19 protein-coding genes are annotated in these 21,582 nt (G+C 65.4%); 10 read left to right on the top strand and 9 right to left on the bottom strand.

Annotation, left to right across the window (positions count from 1 at the left end):
* Positions 1-73: 73 nt before the first annotated feature.
* From IP89_RS13140 to IP89_RS13120, 5 genes are all read left to right on the top strand, one after another.
* Positions 74-1,174, top strand: coding sequence for a polyamine ABC transporter substrate-binding protein (locus IP89_RS13140; RefSeq protein ID WP_043310002.1), 1,101 nt, complete (start codon positions 74-76; stop codon positions 1,172-1,174).
* A gap of 260 nt (positions 1,175-1,434) precedes the next feature.
* Positions 1,435-2,484 (top strand): polyamine ABC transporter substrate-binding protein, encoded by a 1,050-nt coding sequence (locus IP89_RS13135; RefSeq protein WP_156115049.1) that lies wholly within the window; start codon positions 1,435-1,437, stop codon positions 2,482-2,484.
* Positions 2,485-2,597: 113 nt separating this feature from the next.
* Positions 2,598-3,752: a polyamine ABC transporter ATP-binding protein gene (potA, locus tag IP89_RS13130; RefSeq protein ID WP_043309999.1), complete on the top strand. Its 1,155-nt coding sequence runs from the start codon at positions 2,598-2,600 to the stop codon at positions 3,750-3,752.
* 17 nt (positions 3,753-3,769) lie between these two features.
* Positions 3,770-4,651: an ABC transporter permease subunit gene (locus IP89_RS13125; protein WP_177326875.1), complete on the top strand. Its 882-nt coding sequence runs from the start codon at positions 3,770-3,772 to the stop codon at positions 4,649-4,651.
* On the top strand, positions 4,648-5,526 hold the full coding sequence (locus IP89_RS13120) for an ABC transporter permease subunit (protein ID WP_043309997.1): 879 nt from the start codon (positions 4,648-4,650) through the stop codon (positions 5,524-5,526). The genes IP89_RS13125 and IP89_RS13120 overlap by 4 nt, the downstream gene beginning before the upstream one ends.
* 58 nt (positions 5,527-5,584) lie before the next feature.
* Here IP89_RS13120 and IP89_RS13115 read toward each other — a convergent pair whose 3' ends face one another.
* Positions 5,585-7,963 carry a penicillin acylase family protein gene (locus tag IP89_RS13115; protein ID WP_043309996.1) on the bottom strand — a complete coding sequence of 793 codons (2,379 nt, stop codon included), beginning with the start codon at positions 7,961-7,963 and terminating at the stop codon, positions 5,585-5,587.
* A gap of 104 nt (positions 7,964-8,067) precedes the next feature.
* Here IP89_RS13115 and IP89_RS13110 point away from each other — a divergent pair, with 104 nt between their 5' ends.
* A complete protein-coding gene (locus IP89_RS13110; RefSeq protein ID WP_043309995.1) occupies positions 8,068-9,096 on the top strand; it encodes an AraC family transcriptional regulator in 1,029 nt (342 codons plus the stop codon).
* A 3-nt stretch (positions 9,097-9,099) separates the two neighbouring features.
* Here IP89_RS13110 and ptsP read toward each other — a convergent pair whose 3' ends face one another.
* Both ptsP and IP89_RS13100 read right to left on the bottom strand, forming a co-directional pair.
* Entirely contained in the window at positions 9,100-11,379 is a 2,280-nt protein-coding gene (gene ptsP / locus IP89_RS13105) for a phosphoenolpyruvate--protein phosphotransferase (protein ID WP_043309994.1), read from the bottom strand.
* 18 nt (positions 11,380-11,397) lie between these two features.
* The gene (locus IP89_RS13100; RefSeq protein ID WP_043309993.1) at positions 11,398-11,877 is read right to left on the bottom strand and encodes an RNA pyrophosphohydrolase; all 480 of its coding nucleotides are present in this window, start codon (positions 11,875-11,877) and stop codon (positions 11,398-11,400) included.
* A gap of 145 nt (positions 11,878-12,022) precedes the next feature.
* Here IP89_RS13100 and IP89_RS13095 point away from each other — a divergent pair, with 145 nt between their 5' ends.
* Entirely contained in the window at positions 12,023-12,676 is a 654-nt protein-coding gene (locus tag IP89_RS13095; RefSeq protein ID WP_043309992.1) for an HAD family phosphatase, read from the top strand.
* A gap of 151 nt (positions 12,677-12,827) precedes the next feature.
* Here the strand turns inward: IP89_RS13095 and IP89_RS13090 are convergent, their stop codons facing one another.
* From IP89_RS13090 to ilvA, 3 genes are all read right to left on the bottom strand, one after another.
* Positions 12,828-13,295 carry a DUF2269 domain-containing protein gene (locus IP89_RS13090; protein WP_043309991.1) on the bottom strand — a complete coding sequence of 156 codons (468 nt, stop codon included), beginning with the start codon at positions 13,293-13,295 and terminating at the stop codon, positions 12,828-12,830.
* A gap of 28 nt (positions 13,296-13,323) precedes the next feature.
* On the bottom strand, positions 13,324-13,767 hold the full coding sequence (locus IP89_RS13085) for a DUF2269 family protein (protein ID WP_043309990.1): 444 nt from the start codon (positions 13,765-13,767) through the stop codon (positions 13,324-13,326).
* Between the two features lie 165 nt (positions 13,768-13,932).
* Positions 13,933-15,447 (bottom strand): threonine ammonia-lyase, biosynthetic, encoded by a 1,515-nt coding sequence (gene ilvA / locus IP89_RS13080; RefSeq protein ID WP_043309989.1) that lies wholly within the window; start codon positions 15,445-15,447, stop codon positions 13,933-13,935.
* A 190-nt stretch (positions 15,448-15,637) separates the two neighbouring features.
* On the opposite strand from ilvA, the gene IP89_RS13075 reads away from it, so the two are divergent.
* Entirely contained in the window at positions 15,638-16,765 is a 1,128-nt protein-coding gene (locus IP89_RS13075) for a calcium-binding protein (RefSeq protein WP_052081072.1), read from the top strand.
* Positions 16,766-16,829: 64 nt separating this feature from the next.
* The gene (gene rpiA / locus IP89_RS13070; protein ID WP_043309988.1) at positions 16,830-17,501 is read left to right on the top strand and encodes a ribose-5-phosphate isomerase RpiA; all 672 of its coding nucleotides are present in this window, start codon (positions 16,830-16,832) and stop codon (positions 17,499-17,501) included.
* 58 nt (positions 17,502-17,559) lie between these two features.
* Here the strand turns inward: rpiA and IP89_RS13065 are convergent, their stop codons facing one another.
* From IP89_RS13065 to speB, 3 genes are read right to left on the bottom strand one after another with little or no spacing between them, the layout of a single operon-like run.
* The gene (locus tag IP89_RS13065; protein WP_043309987.1) at positions 17,560-19,077 is read right to left on the bottom strand and encodes a cytosine permease; all 1,518 of its coding nucleotides are present in this window, start codon (positions 19,075-19,077) and stop codon (positions 17,560-17,562) included.
* A 21-nt stretch (positions 19,078-19,098) separates the two neighbouring features.
* Positions 19,099-19,506: a nuclear transport factor 2 family protein gene (locus IP89_RS13060; protein ID WP_043309986.1), complete on the bottom strand. Its 408-nt coding sequence runs from the start codon at positions 19,504-19,506 to the stop codon at positions 19,099-19,101.
* On the bottom strand, positions 19,503-20,462 hold the full coding sequence (gene speB / locus IP89_RS13055; RefSeq protein WP_043309985.1) for an agmatinase: 960 nt from the start codon (positions 20,460-20,462) through the stop codon (positions 19,503-19,505). Before speB ends, IP89_RS13060 begins: the two co-directional genes overlap by 4 nt.
* A gap of 175 nt (positions 20,463-20,637) precedes the next feature.
* Between speB and IP89_RS13050 the strand changes: the two genes are divergently transcribed.
* Positions 20,638-21,531, top strand: a complete 894-nt coding sequence (locus tag IP89_RS13050; protein ID WP_043309984.1) for a LysR family transcriptional regulator — start codon at positions 20,638-20,640, stop codon at positions 21,529-21,531.
* The last annotated feature ends 51 nt before the right edge of the window (positions 21,532-21,582 follow it).

Genomic DNA, 21,582 nt, shown 5'->3' with positions numbered 1-21,582 from the left:
CAGGCTCACCGGAGGGTGCGTCGCTGAGGCGACGCAGCCCCGGATACTTCAAACGACAATGGAGCTAACCCGCATGATCAAGACCTTCGGTAAAACACTGCTCGCCCTAACGCTGGCGGGCACCGTGGCCGGCATGGCGCAGGCCGACAGCAAGGTACTGCACGTCTACAACTGGTCGGACTACATCGCCCCGGATACCGTAGAGAAGTTCACCAAGGAAACCGGAATCAAGGTCGTCTACGACGTCTTCGACTCCAACGAGACCCTGGAAGCCAAGCTCCTGGCAGGCAAGTCCGGTTACGACATCGTCGTACCGTCGAACAACTTCCTGGCCAAGCAGATCAAAGCCGGCGTCTATCAGCCGCTGGACAAGTCCAAGCTGACCGCCTGGAAAAACCTCGATCCCAACCTGCTGAAGACCCTGGAAGTCAGCGACCCGGGCAACCAGTACGCCTTCCCCTACCTGTGGGGCTCGATCGGCATCGGCTTCAACCCGGAGAAGGTCAAGGCCGTGCTGGGCGAGAACGCCCCGGTCGATTCCTGGGATCTGCTCTTCAAGCCTGAGAACATCGAGAAGCTGAAGTCCTGCGGCGTGTCGTTCCTCGATTCGCCGACCGAGATCCTGCCGATCGCCCTGCAGTACCTGGGCTACAGCCCGGTCAGCCAAGACGCCAAGGAACTCAAGGCGGCCGAGGACCTGTTCCTCAAGATTCGTCCGCACATCACCTACTTCCACAGCTCCAAGTACATCGGCGACCTGGCCAACGGCAACCTGTGCGTGGCCGTCGGTTACTCGGGTGACGTGTACCAGGCCAAGTCCCGTGCCGAAGAGGCCAAGGGTGGCGTGACCGTTTCCTACAACATTCCCAAGGAAGGTGCCGGTACCTTCTTCGACATGATCGCCGTGCCGAAGGATGCCGAGAACGTGGATGCGGCCTACGCCTTCATGAACTTCCTGATGAAGCCGGACGTGATGGCTGAAATCGTCAACTACGTGCAGTTCCCGAGCGGCAACGCGGCGGCGACTCCGATGGTCGACGAAGCCATCCGCAACGACCCGGGCATCTACCCGAGCGAGGCCACCATGTCCAAGCTCTACGCCTTCCCGGATCTGCCGGCCAAGGTGCAGCGCACCATGACTCGTAGCTGGACTGCCATCAAGTCCGGCAAGTAACAAACAGCAGCGACACCCTCCGGCGGGTGCTCCCGCCGGAGACCCGCCAGGAGGCTTCCATGCCCTCTTCAACTACCGTTACACACGAGCCCCACACAGCTCCGTGGGCGAACGGCTGGATGAACGGCGCGGTTGTCAGGGATAGGCAGCGAACATATCAACACCCCCGGGTCGCCATTGGCGGCCAGCAAGATCAACAAGAAGAGGACTGACGTGTGCGAATTTCCTTCCGCAAAACCCTGATCACCGCTGCAGTTGTGATGGGCATGGCAGGTGCTGTCCAGGCCGCGCCGACCGTGCATATCTACAACTGGAGTGACTACATCGGCGAGAGCACTCTCGCGGACTTCGAGAAGGCCACCGGCATCAAGCCGAGCTACGACGTCTTCGACTCCAACGAAACCCTGGAAGGCAAACTGCTGGCGGGCCGTACCGGCTACGACGTGGTGGTGCCGTCCAACCATTTCCTCGGTCGGCAGATCAAGGCGGGCGCTTTCCAGAAGCTCGACCGCTCCCAGCTGCCGAACTGGAAGAATCTCGATCCGGTGCTGATGAAGCAGCTGGAAACCAACGATCCGGGCAACCTGTATGCCGTCCCCTATCTGTGGGGCACCAACGGCATCGGCTACAACGTGGCCAAGGTCAAGGCCGCCCTGGGCATCGACAAGATCGATTCCTGGGCCGTGCTGTTCGAGCCGGAGAACCTGAAGAAGCTGAGCAGCTGCGGCGTGGCCCTGCTGGACTCGCCGGACGAAGTGTTCCCCTCGATGCTCAACTACCTGGGTCTGAATCCGCGCAGCACCAGCCCGGATGACTACAAGAAGGCCGAGGCCAAGCTGCTGGAACTGCGACCCTACGTGACCTACTTCCACAGCTCCAAGTACATCGGTGACCTGGCCAACGGCGACATCTGCATTGCCTTTGGCTACTCCGGCGACGTGTTCCAGGCCGCCACCCGCGCCGAAGAAGCCGGCAAGGGCGTCGAGATCGCCTATAGCATTCCCAAGGAAGGCGCCAACCTGTGGTTCGACATGATGGCCATCCCGGCCGATGCGACGAACACCAAGGAAGCCCATGCCTTCATCAACTACATGCTGGACCCGGCGGTAATCGCGCCTGTCAGCGACTACGTGGGTTATGCCAACCCCAACCCGGCGTCCGACAAGCTGATGGATCAGGAGGTTCGCAACAACCCGGCGATCTATCCAAGTCCTGAAGTCATGAGAAAACTCTATATTTCGAGCGAATTGCCGCCGAAAATCATGCGCCAGATGACTCGTAGCTGGTCCGCTATCAAGTCGGGCAAGTAAGCGAAGTTGAAGTACACCGTACGGTGGGTCGGGCCTGCCGTACGGTCCCGCTGCGCCAAGCGCGGCAGATCATGTTCAGGGTCCCTGACCCAATTTTCCCGGGAGTTTTGGAAATGGCAGTCGCCTCCAGCGCCTACAAGAAAGCCCTAGAGGGCAACCAGCAACCCAAGGAGGTGCTGGTCAAGATTGATCGCGTGACGAAGAAGTTCGACGAGACCGTTGCCGTCGACGACGTTTCGCTGACCATCAATAAAGGCGAAATCTTCGCCCTGCTCGGTGGCTCCGGCTCCGGCAAGTCGACCCTGCTGCGCATGCTCGCCGGCTTCGAGCGGCCGACCTCGGGTCGCATCCTGCTCGACGGCGTCGACATCACCGATATGCCGCCCTACGAGCGGCCGATCAACATGATGTTCCAGTCCTACGCGCTGTTCCCGCACATGACCGTGGCGCAGAACATCGCCTTCGGCCTGCAGCAGGACAAACTGCCCAAGGCCGAGATCGACGCCCGCGTGGCCGAGATGCTCAAGCTGGTGCACATGACCCAGTACGCCAAGCGCAAGCCGCACCAGCTGTCCGGCGGCCAGCGCCAGCGCGTGGCCCTGGCCCGCTCGCTGGCCAAGCGACCCAAGCTGCTGCTGCTCGACGAGCCGATGGGCGCCCTGGACAAGAAGCTGCGCTCGCAGATGCAGCTGGAACTGGTGGAGATCATCGAGCGCGTCGGCGTGACCTGCGTGATGGTGACCCACGACCAGGAAGAGGCCATGACCATGGCCCAGCGCATCGCCATCATGCACCTCGGCTGGATCGCCCAGACCGGCAGCCCGATCGACATCTACGAGACCCCGGCCAGCCGTCTGGTCTGCGAGTTCATCGGCAACGTCAACCTGTTCGACGGGCAGATCACCACCGACGAGGCCGACCACGCGATCATCACCTGCCCGCAGCTGGACAAGCCGATCTACATCGGCCACGGCGTCAGCACCCGTGCCGAGAACAAGGCGGTCAGCTACGCCCTGCGCCCGGAGAAGCTGCTGCTGGCCAGCGCTCTGCCAGCCGACCACGAACATGCCAACTACAACTGGTGCAACGGCACCGTGCATGACATCGCCTACCTCGGCGGCCACTCGGTGTACTACGTCAAGCTGAGCTCCGGCCAGGTGGTGCAGTGCTTCATCGCCAACGCCGAGCGCCGCGGCAAGCGGCCGACCTGGGACGACGCCGTGGTGGTGTACTGGGAAGACGACAGCGGCGTGGTACTGCAATCATGAGCAAACTGAGACGCTACCTGCCCAGTGGGCGGCATGCTGTCATCGGCGTGCCGTTCTTCTGGTTGTTCCTGTTCTTCCTGATGCCGTTCTTCATCGTCCTGAAGATCAGCTTCGCCGAAGCCGACGTGGCGATTCCGCCCTACACCGAGATCTACAGCTGGGCGGAAAACCAGCTGTCGATCGTGCTCAACATCGGCAATTACATCTTCCTCACCGAGGATGAGCTGTATCTGGCGGCCTACCTCGGCTCGCTGAAGATGGCCTTCGTCAGCACCGCCCTGTGCCTGCTGATCGGCTATCCGATGGCCTACGCCATCGCGCGCGCCAGCAAGGAAGCGCAGACCGTACTGCTGCTGCTGATCATGATGCCGACCTGGACCGCGATCCTGATCCGCGTCTACGCCTGGATGGGCATCCTCAGCAACAACGGCCTGCTCAACGGTCTGCTGCAGAGCCTCGGCCTGATCGATGCACCGCTGCAGATCCTCAACACCAACCTGGCGGTCTACATCGGCATCGTCTATTCGTACCTGCCGTTCATGATCCTGCCGCTCTACGCCAACCTGGTGAAGCACGACCTCAGCCTGCTGGAGGCCGCCTCCGACCTGGGTTCGAGCAACTTCAACAACTTCTGGAAGATCACCGTGCCGCTGTCCAAGAACGGCATCATCGCCGGCTGCATGCTGGTGTTCATTCCGGCGGTGGGCGAGTTCGTCATCCCCGAGCTGCTCGGTGGTCCGGAGACCCTGATGATCGGCAAGGTGCTTTGGCAGGAGTTCTTCAACAACCGCGACTGGCCGGTGGCTTCCGCCCTGGCGGTGATCATGCTGCTGATCCTGATGGGCCCGATCATCTGGTTCAACCGTAACCAAGCCAAAGAGATGGAGGGCCGCGCATGAAAAAGTTGAGCTTCTCCAATGTCATGCTCTGGGTAGGTCTGACCTTCATCTACCTGCCCATGCTGATCATGGTCATCTACTCGTTCAACGCCTCCAAACTGGTCACGGTATGGGGCGGCTGGTCGGTCAAGTGGTACGCCGGCCTGCTCGACAACAGTCAGCTGATGGGCTCGGTAGGACGCTCCCTGGAGATCGCCCTGTACACCGCGGTGGCCGCGGTAGCCCTGGGCACCATGGCCGCCTTCGTGCTGACCCGCGTCACCCGCTTCAAGGGGCGTACCCTGTTCGGTGGCCTGGTCACCGCGCCGCTGGTAATGCCCGAGGTGATCACCGGTCTGTCCCTGCTGCTGCTGTTCGTGGCCATGGCCCAGCTGATCGGCTGGCCGCAGGAACGCGGCCTGGTGACCATCTGGATCGCCCACACCACCTTCTGCTCGGCCTACGTGGCGGTAGTGGTGTCGGCGCGCCTGCGCGAGCTGGACCTGTCGATCGAGGAAGCGGCCATGGACCTGGGTGCCAAGCCGTGGAAGGTGTTCTTCCTGATCACCATCCCGATGATCGCACCGTCCCTGGCGGCCGGCGGCATGATGTCCTTCGCCCTGTCGCTGGACGACCTGGTACTGGCCAGCTTCGTCTCCGGTCCGGGCTCGACCACTCTGCCGATGGAAGTGTTCTCCGCCGTGCGTCTGGGCGTGAAGCCTGAGATCAACGCGATCGCCAGCCTGATCCTGCTGACCGTGTCGATCTTCACCTTCCTCGCCTGGTACTTCACCCGCCGTGCCGAGGAGCGCCGCAAGCGCGCCATCCAGCAGGCGATGGAGGCCATGGCCGAAGAGGCATCCGGCTCCAACTGGAAGCCTGCTCAGGCCGCCTGAGTCGACTCTGCTGCATGAAAAAGGCCGCCCTAGGGCGGCCTTTTTCATTTCAGGACGCTCAGTCCGCCGGCTGCAGGTGCAGGGTGCTGCGGGTGTGGGCCTGTACATCGCCCTCGGCGAAGTGCATCGGCTGGTACTCGCCGCGGATGTAGGGCTCGGCCTGGTCGGCGTAGTGCGTATCGAACGGCACGCCACTCTGCCCGACCGGGTTGATGCCCAGTGCCTTGCTGGCGTCGGCCAGGTCGATCAGGCGACGGGTCGAGGGGCCGTAGACCACCGACCAGGGCGCCGGGCCGACGCGGTGCGACAGGTTGTTCGGCACCTCGTGGCCACCCGGTGCGGCGAACGGGCCGACGTTGAACAGCAGGTTCAGCGGCTTCTGCGCACCCAGCGGGTGTTCGTGGGTCAGCGTGTGGCCCTTGCTCCACAGCCACTGGCTGCTGTCGTTGCCGAAGGTCTGGCGCAGGTGGGCGAGGCTGGCCTGCCAGGCCTGCTTGACGATGTCGGCGCGGCTCTCCACAGCCTCGCTGCTGCGGTCGTCCCACCAGGCCGAGGCCGGTGTGGCGGCCAGGCGTGGCAGGGCGTCGTCGAGGATGCGGGTCTGCAGCAGGTTGTCGAAGAAGGCGTCGCCCAGTTCGTCGTGCATCGCCGCGCGTGCCAGTTCGTAGGTGAGCTGGTTGAACAGCGTGGCGGCGGTGGATTGCAGCGGGTAGTCGCCGTGCCAGGCCGCTAGTTGCTCGACCAGGGCGTGCTCGCCGTCGTCGGCCGCAGCCGCGCGCAGGTCACCTAGGAGCGGCGCCAGCAGGCGCTGGCCGTAGCCAGTGGTGGTGTCGAGCTGCAAGGCCTGGCTGTTCTGCGTGTCCCACTTGGCGCCCGGCTCGGCGAGCAGCTGGTTCAGGCGAATGCCGCGATCCGGCAGGTTGTAGTAGCCGGGGATGGGTACGCCGGTGGGTGACAGCGGCTGGTAGTTGGCCGAGACGATGTAGCCGCGCGCCGGGTTCTCTTCCTGCGGGTTGGCGCTGAAGGGCAGGAAGGCGGGTTTGTCCGCCTCGCCGTTGGCGCCATCGAGGATGAAGTAGGGGTTCACGCCGGCCGGGCGCTGCGGCAGCTTGGCCGCGGCCCACCAGCCGATGTCGCCGCTGGCGTTGGCGTAGATCACGTTGAGGCCAGGCGAATGGATCTTGGCGACGGCGCTGCGCGCCTTGTCCAGGCTGTCGGCGCGGTTGAGCTGGTAGAAGGCCTCGAGGATCGGGTTCTCGGTCTGGAGGAAGGCCCACCACATGGCGACCGGTGTCTTGCCAGCGCTGTTGCCGAGGGCGTCGTTGATGATCGGGCCGTGCGGCGAGCGGCGCAGGGTCAGCTTGACCGGTTCACCGCCCTTGACCTGGATGGTCTCCTCGCGGCTCTGCAGCTCGACCCACTGGCCGTTTATCGATACCTGGTTGGGATTGTCCGGATTGACCTTCTCGGCGATCAGGTCGAGATCGTCGTTCTGGAACATGGTCAGGCTCCAGGCGAACTGCGAGTTGTGGCCAAGCGAGGCGTAGGGGTTGAGCGCCTGGTGGTGGCCGTACAGCTCGAAGCCCGGATAGCTCAGCTGCGCCTCGTACCAGACTGCCGGCACGGCGAAGCGGATGTGCGGATCGCCAGCCAGCAGCGGTTTGCCACTGGCGGTATGGCTGCCGGCCACGGCCCAAGCGTTGCTGCCCTCGAACTGCGGCAGGCCGGCCTCGACCAGGGCTTCCTGGCTGAGCCGGGCGATGCGCGTCAGGTCCTTCCAGTCGCCGGCGGCCAGCGGTGGGATCACCCCGTCCGGATGCCAGTCGAGGTCGAAGACCTTGAGGTAGTCGGCGCCCAGATGGTCGCGCACGTAGGTGATGGCCGGCTCGGTGCGGAAGGCGGCGGCGAAGCTGTAGGCCATGTAGCCGGCCACGGAAACGGTGTCTTCCAGGGTGAAGGGGCGTTTCTCGATGCCCAGCAGATCGAACTCCACCGGCGCCGGGCGCTGATCCTGGTACTGGTTGATGCCATCCAGGTAGGCCTGCAGCGCCTTGACCGCGGGGCTATTGCGGTCGAGGGTCTTGGCGTAGCGGTCGGCATGCTCGCGGATGCTCAGGGTGCGGAACAGGCGGTCGGTTTCGACCAGCTTGGGCCCCAGCACCTCGGCCAGTTCACCACGCGCCAGGCGGCGCAGCATTTCCATCTGGAACAGGCGGTCCTGGGCGTGGACGAAGCCCAGGGCGCGGTACATGTCGGCCTCGTTCTGCGCCTGGATATGCGGCACGCCGCGTTCGTCGTAGCGCACTTCGACGGGGGCCTGCAGGCCGGCCAGCGGCAGGTTGCCGTCGCGCACGGGCAACTGCTTGTCGATATACCAGGCGCTGCCGGCGGCAGCCGCGGTAATGGCCACGGCGAGGAAAGTCAGACTGCGTTTCATGACGCGCTCCTTGTTGTTGTGCGGCCATTCTGCGCAGCGCGACTACCCAGGGCATTGACCGTTGACTCTATGAGTGGAAGTCTTTGGTCAATCTAGGAGTGCCCATGACCCTGCCATCCGACATCGCGCCACTGAGCCAGTCCGCTACGCTGCGCCGTTTGCTGTATGAGGCGTTGACCGAGCTCGGCTACGAGCCGGCGGCCATCTACCGTGGCGCCAATCAGCATCGCCGTCTGGTACCGCCGCCGAGCGAAGGGCGGCTGAGCCATGACGAGGCGCCGCTGTTCTGGCTGGCCTCCGAGCCGCTGACCGGGGATGTCGACATCGGCCTGCATCTGGGCGAGGTGATGAAGCCGCGCCTGCTCGATGTGGTCGGCTACCTGCTGCTGGCCAGCCGCGACCTGGAGCAGGCGTTGCACAGCTTTCTGCGTTTCCAGCACATCCTCGCCGGTGGCTTTGCCGCGCAACTGCAGGTCGAGGGCGAGCGCGCCTGCCTGGTGCTCGATCTCAACTACCGTGGTTTCGGTCCACTGCGGCAGCAGATGGAATGCCTGACGTTGCTATTTCTCAAGCTGCTGTGGCTGATCAGCGACGATGAGTTCCGCCTGCTGGCCGTGGACTTTCGCCACTCGCGGCCGCGCCGCCTGGTCGAGCATCGGCGCCTGTTCGGCCTGCAGCCGAACTTCGCCTGTGCCCACGACGCCCTGTGGTTCCCCGCGGCCCAGCTGCGCCGGCCCTCACGCAATGCCAGCCCCGAGCTGCACCGCTTGCTCTGGCAGCACGCCGAGGCGCAACTGGCGGCGCTGGTGGAGAACGATCTGATCAACCGCCTGCGCTATCTGCTGGGCGTGCGCCTGGGCCGTGCGGACTGCTCGCTGCGGGCCTGCGCTGCCGCGCTGGGGCTGGAGCCCGGTGCATTGCAGCGTGGCCTGGCCGCCCAGGGCGGCAGCCTGCGCCAGGTGCGCGAGGCGGTGCAGCAGGTGCGTGCCCAGGAGTTGCTGCAGGACGGCGAGTCCATCCGGGAAGTTGCCAGGGCTTGCGGATTTGCCGAGCTGTCGCCGTTCTATCGCGCGTTCAAGCGCTGGTACGGCATCGCTCCGGATGCCTACCGTGGGCGCTTGAAGGTCGAGTAGCGATCAGCTCTGAATGGTCGCCGCCGGGTTGATCACGCGGCCCAGGCCGAGGTTGCGCAGGGCCAGGTGCAGGGCGCTGTGGATGACCTGCGGGTTGTCGATGGTCATCAGCTGTTCGAGCAACTCACGGGCCTTGCTCGAGCTGATCTGACGCAGCAGCCACTTCACCTTGGGCAGGTTGGTGGCGTTCATCGACAGGCTGTCGAAGCCCATGGCCAGCAGCAGCACGGCCATGGCCGGATCGCCCGCCATCTCGCCGCAGATGCTCACCGGCTTGCCTTCGGCGTGGGCGCCGTTGACCACCAGGCGCAGGGCCGTGAGCACTGCCGGGTGGAGGAAGTCGTAGAGGTCGGCGACGCGCGGGTTGTTGCGGTCCACCGCCAATAGATATTGCGTCAGGTCATTCGAGCCGACCGAGAGGAAGTCGACCTGCCGCGCCATCTCGCGAATCTGGTAGACCGCGGCGGGGATCTCGATCATCACGCCTACCGGCGGCATGGGGATGTCCACGCCCTCGTCGCGCACCTCGCCCCAGGCGCGGTGTATCAGGTGCAGCGACTCTTCCAGCTCCTGCAGGCCGGAGATCATCGGCAGCAGGATGCGCAGGTTGTTCAGGCCCTCGCTGGCCTTGAGCATGGCGCGCACCTGGACCAGGAAGATCTCCGGGTGGTCGAGGGTGATGCGGATGCCGCGCCAGCCGAGGAAGGGGTTGTCTTCCTTGATCGGGAAGTAGGGCAGGGCCTTGTCGCCGCCGATGTCGAGGGTGCGCATGGTCACCGGCAGCGGGTGGAAGGCGGCCAGCTGCTCGCGGTAGGTGGCCAGCTGTTCCTTCTCGCTGGGGAAGCGCTCGCCGTTCATGAACGGCACTTCGGTGCGGTACAGGCCGACGCCTTCGGCGCCGCGTTCCTGGGCGCGCTTCACGTCGGCGAGCAGGCCGGTGTTGACCCACAGCGGCATGCGCTGGCCGTCCAGCGTCTCGCAGGGCAGCTCGCGCAGGGCGTCGAGCCCTTGGGCCAGCTGGCGCTCTTCCTCGACCACCTCGGCGTACTGCTTGCGCAGCAGCTCGCTGGGGTTGGTGAAGACCTCGCCGTGGTAGCCGTCGACGATCAGCTCGATGCCGTCGACCTTGGAGTAGGGCAGGTCGACCACACCCATGACCGTGGGAATACCCATGGCGCGGGCGAGGATGGCGACGTGCGAGTTGCCCGAGCCCTGTACCGAGATCAGGCCGACCAGCTTGCCTTCCGGCACCTGGCCGAGCATGGCCGGCGAGAGCTCCTCACTGACCAGAATGGTGTTGTCCGGGTAGACTAGGTTCTGCTTGCGCTCTTCCTGCAGGTAGGCGAGCAGGCGGCGGCCGAGGTCGCGCACATCGCTGGCGCGTTCACGCAGGTAGGCGTCGTCCATTAGCTCGAAGCGTGAGACGTGCTCGGTGACCACCTGGCGCAGCGCGCCCTGGGCCCACTGGCCGGTCTTGATGACCTTGCGCACCTCGTTCCCGAGGGCGTTGTCGTCGAGCATCATCAGGTAGACGTCGAACAGCGCCAGCTCTTCCTTGCGCAGTTGGCTGGCAAGCTTCTCGGACAGCTCCTGCATGTCCTCGCGGACCCACTCCAGGGCCTTGCCGAACAGGCCGAGCTCGGCCTCGATGTCGTCGACGCTCTTGTCCGGTACCACGTTGAGATCGGCCGGCGGCAGCACCACCACGGCGGAACCGACGGCCGCACCGGGTGAGCCGGGCACGCCGACGAAGCGCGCTTCCTGGATGCCCTTGCCCTGCTTGCCGAGGCCGCGGATCGAGCCGGTGGCTTCGGCGTGGGCGATAACCCCGGCGAGCTGGGCACTCATGGTGACCAGGAAGGCTTCCTCGCCCTCGTCGAACTGGCGGCGCTCCTTCTGCTGCACCACCAGTACGCCCATCACCCGGCGGTGGTGGATGATCGGTGCGCCGAGGAAGGAGGCGTAGCGCTCCTCGCCGGTCTCGGGGAAGTACATGTAACGCGGGTGTTCGGAGGCGAATTCGAGGTTGAGCGGCTCCTCACGGGTGCCGACCAGGCCTACCAGGCCCTCGTTGGGGGCCATGCTGACCTTGCCGATGGAGCGCTTGTTGAGGCCGTCGGTGGCCATCAGCACGAAGCGGTTGCTCTCCGGATCGAGCAGGTAGACCGAGCAGACCTGACTGCCCATGGCTTCCTTCACCCGTTGCACGATGATCGTCAGCGCCGCCCGGAGATCCTTGGCGGCGTTTACTTCCTGGACGATCTTGCGCAGGGTGTTGAGCATGGCTCGCAATCGAACTCCTTAGTCTCGCGCCAGCAGGCGCGGGGCCAATTCCTTGAGGGCGCGACGGTAGACCTCGCGCTTGAACGTCACCACTTGATTCAGCGGGTACCAATAACTCACCCAGCGCCAGCCGTCGAACTCCGGCTTGCCGGTCAGGTCCATGCGCACCCGGCTCTCGTCGCCGGTCAGGCGCAGCAGGAACCACTTCTGTTTCTGCCCGATGCACAGCGGCTGGCTGTGGGTGCGGACCAGACGCTGGGGCAGACGATAGCGCAACCAGCCCCGGGTGCAGGCGAGAATCTTCACATCCTGCTGTTCCAGCCCCACTTCTTCGTTCAACTCGCGGTACAGCGCCTGTTCCGCCGACTCGTTGGGGTTGATGCCGCCCTGGGGAAACTGCCAGGCGTCCTGGTTGATCCGCCGTGCCCATAGCACCTGGCCGATATCATTGGTCAGGATGATGCCGACATTTGGGCGGAAACCATCGGAATCGATCACGGCACAGCACCTCGAAAACGCATGTTCCGGCATTGTTCCATAAAGCCCGCAGGCGCAGCAAACGCGGGGCGCCGGCGATGGGCAGGGGCGGCGAAAGCGGCTATTCTGGCGCCCCTTCGTGACCATTGCGACTCAGGTACCAGACGTGCGCCTTGCCCTCTTCGACCTCGACAACACCCTGCTGGCCGGCGATAGCGACCACAGCTGGGGCGAATTCCTCTGCGAGACCGGCCGGGTCGATGCCGTCGAGTACCGCGCGCGCAACGATGCCTTCTATGCCGACTACTGCGCCGGCAAGCTGGACGTGGTGGCCTACCAGAGCTTCACCCAGGACATCCTCAGCCGCACCGGCGCAGAAGAACTGGCGAGCTGGCAGGCCGAGTTCATGCGCGATGTGATCGAGCCGATCATCCTGGCCAAGGGCGAGGCGCTGCTACAGCAGCACCGCGAGGCCGGCGACAAGCTGGTGATCATCACCGCCACCAACCGCTTCATCACTGCGCCGATCGCCGCGCGCCTGGGTGTCGAGACCCTGATCGCCACCGAGTGCGCAATGGATGATGGCCGCTACCTCGGCCGCGTCGCTGGTGTGCCGTGCTACCAGGCCGGCAAGGTGGTGCGTCTGAACGAGTGGCTGGCCGAGAGCGGCCTGAGCCTGGACGGCGCCTACTTCTACAGCGACTCGCGCAACGACCTGCCGCTGCTGGAGGCTGTGGCCAAGCCGGTGGCGGTCGACCCGGACGACACTCTGCGTGTCACTGCCATCGAGCGAGGCTGGCCGGTGCTCAGCCTGCGCTGAGAGCCTGTCCACGACTCCTGGCTGTCGGCCAGACTGCGTTAAAAACGGCCTCGGAATGCTCATTTACCGCTCGTAAACTGCGCTTCCTCGGCCGTTTTTGCCTTGCCTGGCTCTAATCCAGAAGATCGTAAACAGGCTCTGTGCCCCGGAGTCACAGCGGCTTGGCCACCATCAGCCAGAAGATGGCGATAAAGGCGATGAAGGCCGGCCAGCCCAGCACGAACCAGATACGCATGTAGCGCTCGGCGCGCTCGGGCAGCGCGCCGCCGCTATTCAGCGCGTCGGTGGCCATGTCGCGCACGCGCATCTGCAGCCACAGCACTGGCAGCCAGCACAGCCCGGCGAAGACGAACAGTCCGACACTCCACAACAGCCACGCCTGGTTCAACGGCCAGCCGCCGAGCCGGGCCAGGCCCAGGCCGCTGAGCGGCTGGAATACTGCCGTGGTGGCGATGAACAGCCAGTCGGCGGTGACCAGGTGGCGGAAGGTGGTGGCGATCACTTCCACACGCCCGCTGCGCCAGGCGCGCAGGGCGTAGTACGCCGAGCCCAGGCCGGTGCCGAACAGCAGGGTGGAGGAGAGGACGTGCAGGGTCTTGAGCAGCAGGTACAGGCTCATGGCTGCTGCTCGCGCTGGGGAACGGGCATCAGGCCGGCTTGGCCCCCATCAGGGCGAAGATCGCCAGCAGCAGAACCAGCATCACCGCCGTATAGGCGACCACGAAGCGCAGCAGCTTGGCCGGCACGTTGCCTGCGGCGACGGCCTTCTGCCAGGCGCCGAGGCGGTTGTGCAGGAGCAGGCCGAACAGCACCAGTACGCCGAACAGCTTGGCGCTGAACAGCAGCCAGGTCGCACCCAGCGACAGGCCGACCGTGTGCACCAGCCACCAGCCGCTGACCGGCAGGCTCAGGGTGACCAGGCCGATGGCCGGCATGCTGTACAGGCGGGTGACGCGCAGCTTGCGGGTCAGCACCGCTGCGTCCCCAGACTTGTTCGCCTTCCACAGCATGAAGGTATGGGCGATGAAGCCCGCCAGGATCAGCACGGCGGGAATCAGGTGGGCGTACTTCAGCAGTTGGTAGTGTTCCATCAGCGTTCCCTTAGCAGGTTGTTTAAAGCTACCTGCGTTGTCTGGCCGTTGTTAAAAACAGCCCGAGACACGGCGTCTCAAAATGCTCATTTACAGCGCGTAAACTGCGCTTTTCGGCTGTTTTTGCCTAGGCCAAACTGCCTCGGCAACGCTTTCAACAGCCTGCTAACCGAGGAAAAGCTTGTAGGCCGGATTGTCGCTCTCGTCCCAGTAGGGATAGCCGATGGCGTCGAACGCGGCCGGAATCTGGTTGCGCTCGTCCGCCGGCACCTGCAGCGCGGCCAGCACGCGGCCGTCGGCGGCGCCGTGGTTGCGGTAGTGGAACATGGTGATGTTCCAGCGCCCGCCCAGGCGGTTGAGGAAGTTGAACAGTGCGCCCGGGCGCTCGGGGAACTCGAAGCGGAACACCACCTCGTCCGCCACCGCCGCCGCATGGCCGCCGACGGTGTGGCGGATGTGCAGCTTGGCCAGCTCGTTGTCGGTCAGGTCGAGCACCGGGAAGCCCTGCTCGCGCAGGTTTTCCACCAGCGCCTGGCGCGGGTCGTTCTCCGGGTGGGTCTGCACGCCGACGAAGATGTGCGCCTCACGGTCGGTGTGATAGCGGTAGTTGAACTCGGTGATCTGGCGCTTGCCGATCGCTTCGCAGAAGGCCTTGAAGCTGCCCGGGCGCTCGGGGATGGTCACGGCGATGATCGCCTCGCGCTTCTCGCCCAGCTCGGCGCGCTCGGCCACGTGGCGCAGGCGGTCGAAGTTGATGTTGGCGCCCGAGTCGATGCCGACCAGCACCTTGCCCTGCAGGCCCTCGCGCTCCACGTACTTCTTGATCCCGGCCACGGCCAGCGCGCCGGCCGGCTCGGTGATCGAGCGGGTGTCGTCGTAGATGTCCTTGATCGCCGCGCAGATCTCGTCGGTGCTGACGGTGATCACCTCGTCGACGTGATCCTTGCACACGTCGAAGCAGTGCTGGCCGATCTGCGCCACGGCCACGCCGTCGGCGAACAGCCCGACCTGCGGCAGCACCACGCGCTCGCCGGCGGCCATGGCGGCCTGCAGGCAGTTGGAATCGTCCGGCTCGACGCCGATCACGCGGATGTCCGGGCGCAGGTACTTCACGTAGGCAGCGATGCCGGAGATCAGGCCGCCGCCGCCGACCGGGACGAAGATGGCGTCCAGCTGGCCCGGCTGCTGGCGCAGGATTTCCATGGCCACGGTGCCCTGGCCGGCGATCACCAGCGGATCGTCGTAGGGGTGGATGTAGGTGTAGCCCTTCTCTTCCACCAGCTTGAGCGAATGCGCCAGCGCCTCGGGGAAGGCGTCACCATGCAGCACCACCTTGCCGCCGCGTGAGCGTACGCCCTGTACCTTCAGCTCCGGCGTGGTGCGCGGCATGACGATGGTCGCCTTTACGCCCAGATGCTTGGCGGCCAGGGCCAGGCCCTGGGCATGGTTGCCGGCGGAGGCGGTGACCACGCCGCGCTCCAGTTCCTCGGCGGTCAGCTGGGCCAGCTTGTTGTAGGCGCCGCGAATCTTGAACGAGTACACCGGCTGCAGATCCTCGCGCTTGAGCAGAATCTGATTGCCCAGCCGCTCGGTGAGCTGGCGGGCGGGTTGCAGCGGGGTTTCCACCGCGACGTCGTAGACGCGCGAGGTGAGGATCTTCTTCATGTACTGTTCGAGCATCACGGGTATCACGGCGCAGAGAAGGAGGGAGAGGGGAGTCTACTCCGCCCGCACCGCGCGCGGCCACCCGCGCGGCTGCGCTGGCGAGCCGACCGGCGGCGGGAATCTTTTGCCGCAGGTGTCAGTCAGTCAGCTCAGGCCCCTTGTGCAGTGGCGTGCCGCTCCCACACCCACTTCATGAGGACTCGCCATGGCCGTTCCCTCTCGCGTCACCGTGCCCGGTACTTCCGCCAATGACCTGCTGGTCGCGCCCGCCGAGCCCAGCCGCCTGGTCGGCGGTGCCGGCGACGACATCCTGATCGACAGCGCCGGCTCCGATGCTCTGGTCGGCGGCGCCGGGCATAACCGCCTGTACGGCGGGCTCGGCAGCGACTACTACACCTACGACCTGGCCGCCGCCGGGCGCGACGAGATTCTCGACTTCGACCCCAGCCCGTCCTGGGTCAACGTCAACCTCGACACCCTGATCATCAGCGAGAGCCTGGAGGAATTCGGGCCCTTCGAGCGCCGCGGCGACGATCTGCTGATCGGCCTGAGCGGCGAGCCGGGCGTGGTGACGGTTAAATACTTCTTCCTCGACCCGGCGTTCCGCATCGAGATCTTCCGCTTCGGCAACACGGTGATCACCGACGAGCAGGTCCTGCGCAACTTCCATATCGACCCGACCATGCCCGTCGGCCGCAGCGCCGACAACCCGCCGACCTATACCGGCGACTTGATCCGCCTGACCGGCAACGAGCAGGCCAATCGCCTGTCGGCGGCGGACCGGCCGACCTACCTGCTGGGTCGTGGCGGCAACGACCTGCTGATCGGCAGCCGTCATGGCGACGTGCTCAACGGCGGTAGCAGCAAGCCGATGTTCCTCGGCGACAATCACTGGAATCGCCTCTACGGCGGGCCGGGCAACGACTACTACCAGGTCGAGTCGGTGGTCGACTTCGGCGACCATCAGATCTACGACTACGACCCCACGCCGAGCAACCTCGACACCCTGCAGATCCGTGGCGATGTCGGCGGTGCGGCGGGTGTGCATATGAACGGCGTGGCCGGTGGCGACCTGATCATCGAGCTGTACACCGAGCAGCGCATCGTCATCGGCAACTACTTCCTCGACCGGGCCTTCGTGGTCGAGAAGATCGTCTTCGACGACGGCAGCGTGCTCGACGAGGCCGCGGTGCGCCAACGTGTGGGCCTGCCGGCGACGCTGGCGCCCCAGGCCAGCCAGAGCGCGCCGCCGCCTTGCTGTGTGGAGCAGGGCAGCGGTGATGCCTGGCTGAATCTGGCGCTGCTCGCCGGTGCGGCGCTGGGTGGCGGCTGATCGGCGCTGCGGCGAGCCTGCCGGGGCGGCTATAATCGCGGTTTTCCAGCCCGGCAGAAGCGTCATGACCCAGGATCAGCTCAAGCAGGCGGTGGCCCAGGCCGCCGTCGACCATATTCTTCCCCACCTCGACAGCAAGAGCGTGATCGGCGTCGGCACTGGCTCCACCGCCAATTTCTTCATCGACGCCCTGGCTCAGCACAAGATGGCCTTCGACGGCGCAGTGGCCAGCTCCGAAGCCACCGCCGCGCGCCTCAAGGGCCACGGCATCCCGGTCTACGACCTGAATGCGGTGGACGGCCTGGAGTTTTACATCGACGGCGCCGACGAGAGCGACGAGCACCTCAATCTGATCAAGGGCGGCGGCGCGGCCCTGACCCGCGAGAAGATCGTCGCGGCCGTGGCCAAGACCTTCGTCTGCATCGCCGACGGCAGCAAGCTGGTGCCGGTGCTCGGCGCCTTCCCGCTGCCGGTCGAGGTGATTCCCATGGCCCGCAGCCATGTAGCACGCCAGCTGGTGAAGCTGGGCGGCGACCCGGTCTATCGCGAGGGTGTGGTCACCGACAACGGCAACATCATTCTCGACGTGCACAACATGAGCATCACCGACCCGGTGCAGCTGGAGGCGGACATCAACGCCATCGTCGGCGTGGTCACCAACGGCCTGTTCGCTGCGCGCCCGGCCGACCTGCTGCTGCTCGGCACTAGCGAAGGCGTGAAGACCCTCAAGGCCTGACGCTGTCGCGTAATGCAAAAGACCCGGCCTAGGCCGGGTCTTTTTGTTTGCGTGGGGCTCAGGCGACGTTGCCGCTGATGCCCGGCGCGCGGCGGGTACGGTGGCTGCGCACCCAGCGCGGGCCCTGCGGGCCGTAGACGCACGGCGGCTCGGGGAACAGCAGCAGCAAGGTGAGGTACAGCACCGCAGCGATGCCCAGGGTCACCGGCAGGCTGATGTCGATGCCGCCGGCCAGATTGCCCAGCGGGCCGACGAACTGCCCCGGCAGGTTGACGAAGGCCAGGCCGATGGCTGCGCTCGGCAGCCAGGCGCCCATGCCGCGCCAGTTCCAGCCGCCCTCGAACCAGTAGGCGCCACCACGCTGGCCGCGGGTGAATACCTGCAGGTCATCGGCGTGGTAGAAGCCGCGGCGCACCAGCAGGCCGAGCAGCATGATGACCATCCACGGGCTGGTGCAGGTGATGATCAGCACGGCGAAGGTCGACACGCTCTGCACCAGGTTGAAGGCGAAGCGGCCGATGAAGATGAAGGCGATCGACATCACCCCGATCAGCAGGGTGGCCTGCACGCGGCTGAGCAGGCGCGGCATCACGCTGGACATGTCCAGGCCGGTGCCATACAGCGCGGTGGTACCGGTGGACATGCCGCCGATCACCGCGATCAGGCACACCGGCAGGAAGAACCAGGTGGGCGACACGGCCAGCAGGCCGCCGACGTAGTTGTAGTTGGCGATGTAGTCCGGCGCCTTCACGGCGACGATGGTCGCGGTGATCAGGCCGAAGAAGAACGGGATCAGGGTGCCCAGCTGGGCGCAGATCACCGCCAGCATGATGCGCTTCTGCGAGGTTTCGCGCGGGATGTAGCGCGACCAGTCGCCGAGGAAGGCGCCGAACGATACCGGGTTGCTCATGGCCAGCAGGGCGGCGCCGATGAACGAGGCCCAGAAGCCCGGCTGGTCGAGCTGCACGCTGCCGGCATAGCTGGCGTCGAACGGGCCGAAGAAGGCCGCGGCACCGAGCAGGAACAGCAGGCTGGCGGCCAGCACGGCGATCTTGTTGACCCACAGCATGAAGCGGAAGCCGTAGATGCACACCACCAGTACCAGCACGGCGAACAGGCCGTAGGCCAGGCCCAGGGTCAGGTCGGTTTCCGGCAGGCCGAACAGGCGCTTGGCGCCGCCGACCAGGGCGTCGCCCGAGCTCCACACCGACAGCGAGAAGAAGGCGATGGCGGTGAGCAGCGAGAGGAACGAGCCGACGATACGTCCGTGCACGCCGAAGTGGGCGCCGGAGGAGACCGCGTTGTTGGTGCCGTTGAGGGCACCGAACAGGCCCATCGGCGCGAGGATCAGCGAGCCGACCAGCACACCGAGCAGGATGGCCCAGGCGCCGGCCTCGAAGGACAGGCCGAAGATCACCGGGAAGCTGCCCAGTACGGCGGTGGAGAAAGTATTGGCGCCGCCGAAGATCAGGCGGAACAGGTCCAGCGGCTTGGCGTGGCGCTCGTGGGCGGGAATCTGTTCGACCCCGAAGGTTTCTATCTGTGTGATTGCGCGTGGCTTGTTGTTGTTATCCATTGGTCTCTCCCGGGATGCCCATCAGGTGGTCGGCAGCTGCTCCGGCATGGCCGATAAGTGCTCGTGGCAGGCCAGCCAACGGCCCTGTTCTTGTTGTTGGCGGAAGACGATGGTCTCCCGTTCCAGGCTCTCCACGACCTCGCCGCCCACCTGCAGGCGCGTGGCGACATCGTGAATGAAAATTGCCAGTTCGCCCTGCAGGCTGACGACCGGATTACTCGAGGCGCAGGCCAGCACGCGGAAGCCGTCGCGCTGCCAGTCGTCCCACAGGGCACGGTACGCCGCGCGGCCAATCAGCGGCAGCGTGGTGGTGTGGAAGACGAAAGTGGCATCGGTGCTGAAAGCGGCGAAATAGCCCTCGGTGTCGTTACTGGCGAAGGCCTCGACCAGCGTGCGGGCGGCCTGCAGCACTTGCTGTTCGGCATTCATCGGCGCTGCACTCCCGGCAGGATGCAGAGCATCTCGTAGAGCAGGTTGGCGCCCAGCAGCGAGGTGTTGCCGGTGGTGTCGTAGGGCGGCGAGACCTCGACCAGGTCGCAGCCGATGATATCCAGGCCCTGGCAGCCGCGGATGATCTCCATCGCCTGGATGGTGGTCAGGCCGCCGATCTCCGGGGTGCCGGTGCCGGGCGCCCAGGCCGGGTCGATGCCGTCGATGTCGAACGACAGGTACACCGGGCCGCCGCCGACCTTCTCGCGTACTTCGGCCATCAGCGGCGCCAGCGACTTGTGCCAGCACTCCTCGGCCTGCACCACGCGGAAGCCCTGCTTGCGGCTCCAGTTGAAGTCCTCGGCGGTATAGCCCTGGGCACGCAGGCCGATCTGCACCACGCGGTCGCAGTCGAGCAGGTCTTCTTCCACGGCGCGGCGGAAGGTGGTGCCGTGGGCGATCTTCTCGCCAAACATGTGGTCGTTCACATCGGCGTGGGCGTCGATGTGGACCAGGCCGACCTTGCCGTGCTTCTTCTTGATCGCACGCAGGATCGGCAGGGTGATGGTGTGGTCGCCACCCAGGGTCAGCGGCAGGATGCCGTGGCCGAGAATCTTGTCGTAGGACTCCTCGATGATGCGCACGGCTTCCAGCAGGTTGAAGGTGTTGATCGCCACGTCGCCGATATCGGCCACGTTCAGCGAGTCGAACGGCGCGGCACCGGTGGCCATGTTGTACGGGCGGATCATCACCGACTCGGCGCGGATCTCGCGTGGGCCGAAGCGGGTACCGGAACGCAGCGAGGTGCCGATGTCGAGCGGCACGCCGACGAAGGCAGCATCGAGCTTGTCGAGTTCTTCCGGGGTCTGGATATGCGGCAGGCGGAGCATGGTGGCGATGCCGCCGAAGCGGGGCATTTCGTTGCCGCCCAGGGGCTGGTGGAGGATCTTGTCCACGGGGTGGCCTCACGGTGTTGTGGTTATGAGCGGCCAGGAGAGCGCTGCCCCTGGCCAAGGCTTGCGGTGGATTCTTGCGGCGAAGGGTCGCAGGAAGAATCTCTATGGCGAAATAATCAGTTCAGAAATTTCTAAACTAATGGCAGCCTTGTCCCGCTCACCGGAGACTGCCCCCATGACCCTCGCCCTGCCCGATCTCAAGCTGTTGCGCATCTTCGCCACGGTGGTGCGCTACCAGGGCTTCGCCGCCGCCCAGCAGGAGCTCAACTTGTCGACCTCGGCGATCAGCACCTACATGAGCCAGCTGGAGACCCAGCTCGGCCTGGTGCTCTGCCATCGCGGCCGTGGCGGTTTCAGCCTGACCAGCAAGGGCGAACTGTTCCATCAGGAATGCCTGCGCCTGCTGGCCGAACTGGAAGGCTTCGAGCGCTACTCGGCGGCGCTCAAGGGCGAGCTGCGCGGCACCCTCAACCTCGGTGTGCTGGATTCCACGGTGAGCGACCCGGCGCTGCCGCTGGCCGAGGTGATCGGCGCCTACAGCGACGAGCATCCGGCCGTGCACCTGCACCTGTCGGTGCTCAGTCCCCACGAGCTGCAGCTGGCGGTGCAGGAGAACCGCCTGGACCTGGCCATCGGCGCCTTCTCCACGCGCATGAGCGGCCTCACCTACCAGGCGTTGCACCGCGAGCAGCACTGGCTGTACTGCAGCGACCGCCATCCGTTGTTCGAGCAGCGCAGGATTCCCGCCGAGGTGATCACCCAGCAGCGCATGGTCGGGCGTGGCTACTGGAGCCAGAACGAGCTGGCCCGGCATGGCTTCAAGCACAGTGCGGCGACGGTGGAGTCGATGGAGGCGCAGCTGATCCTGGTGCTGTCCGGCGCCTATATCGGCTACCTGCCGGAGCATTACGCGCAGAGCTGGGTCGACCAGCGCCGGCTCAAGGTGCTGCTGCCGACCACCTTCGGCTACCAGGCGCCGTTCAGCCTGGCCCTGCGCCGTGGGCGCGCGCGCGAACCGTTGATCCAGAGCTTCCGCGATCGGCTGAAAGGTCAGCTCGACCCCGCTTAGGGTCTGTTGACGTTTCGCCGCGACCGCGACGGAGCCAGTTTTTGCGCGGAG

It is taken from the genome of Pseudomonas sp. ML96, assembly GCF_000761545.1.
Taxonomy (GTDB): Bacteria; Pseudomonadota; Gammaproteobacteria; order Pseudomonadales; family Pseudomonadaceae; genus Aquipseudomonas.
Note: the sequence above shows the minus strand (reverse complement) of the source record. Positions and strands in the feature narration are given on the sequence as shown.

Excerpts from the sequence above, each read along its gene's own strand:
- IP89_RS13115 (WP_043309996.1), bottom strand. The coding sequence starts at position 7,963 with ATGAAACGCAGTCTGACTTTCCTCGCCGTGGCCATTACCGCGGCTGCC.
- IP89_RS13140 (WP_043310002.1), top strand. The coding sequence starts at position 74 with ATGATCAAGACCTTCGGTAAAACACTGCTCGCCCTAACGCTGGCGGGC.
- ilvA (WP_043309989.1), bottom strand. The coding sequence starts at position 15,447 with ATGCTCGAACAGTACATGAAGAAGATCCTCACCTCGCGCGTCTACGAC.
- IP89_RS13065 (WP_043309987.1), bottom strand. The coding sequence starts at position 19,077 with ATGGATAACAACAACAAGCCACGCGCAATCACACAGATAGAAACCTTC.
- rpiA (WP_043309988.1), top strand. The coding sequence starts at position 16,830 with ATGACCCAGGATCAGCTCAAGCAGGCGGTGGCCCAGGCCGCCGTCGAC.
- IP89_RS13075 (WP_052081072.1), top strand. The coding sequence starts at position 15,638 with ATGGCCGTTCCCTCTCGCGTCACCGTGCCCGGTACTTCCGCCAATGAC.
- IP89_RS13090 (WP_043309991.1), bottom strand. The coding sequence starts at position 13,295 with ATGAGCCTGTACCTGCTGCTCAAGACCCTGCACGTCCTCTCCTCCACC.
- IP89_RS13085 (WP_043309990.1), bottom strand. The coding sequence starts at position 13,767 with ATGGAACACTACCAACTGCTGAAGTACGCCCACCTGATTCCCGCCGTG.
- IP89_RS13050 (WP_043309984.1), top strand. The coding sequence starts at position 20,638 with ATGACCCTCGCCCTGCCCGATCTCAAGCTGTTGCGCATCTTCGCCACG.
- potA (WP_043309999.1), top strand. The coding sequence starts at position 2,598 with ATGGCAGTCGCCTCCAGCGCCTACAAGAAAGCCCTAGAGGGCAACCAG.
- ptsP (WP_043309994.1), bottom strand. The coding sequence starts at position 11,379 with ATGCTCAACACCCTGCGCAAGATCGTCCAGGAAGTAAACGCCGCCAAG.
- IP89_RS13135 (WP_156115049.1), top strand. The coding sequence starts at position 1,435 with ATGGGCATGGCAGGTGCTGTCCAGGCCGCGCCGACCGTGCATATCTAC.
- IP89_RS13120 (WP_043309997.1), top strand. The coding sequence starts at position 4,648 with ATGAAAAAGTTGAGCTTCTCCAATGTCATGCTCTGGGTAGGTCTGACC.
- IP89_RS13060 (WP_043309986.1), bottom strand. The coding sequence starts at position 19,506 with ATGAATGCCGAACAGCAAGTGCTGCAGGCCGCCCGCACGCTGGTCGAG.
- IP89_RS13110 (WP_043309995.1), top strand. The coding sequence starts at position 8,068 with ATGACCCTGCCATCCGACATCGCGCCACTGAGCCAGTCCGCTACGCTG.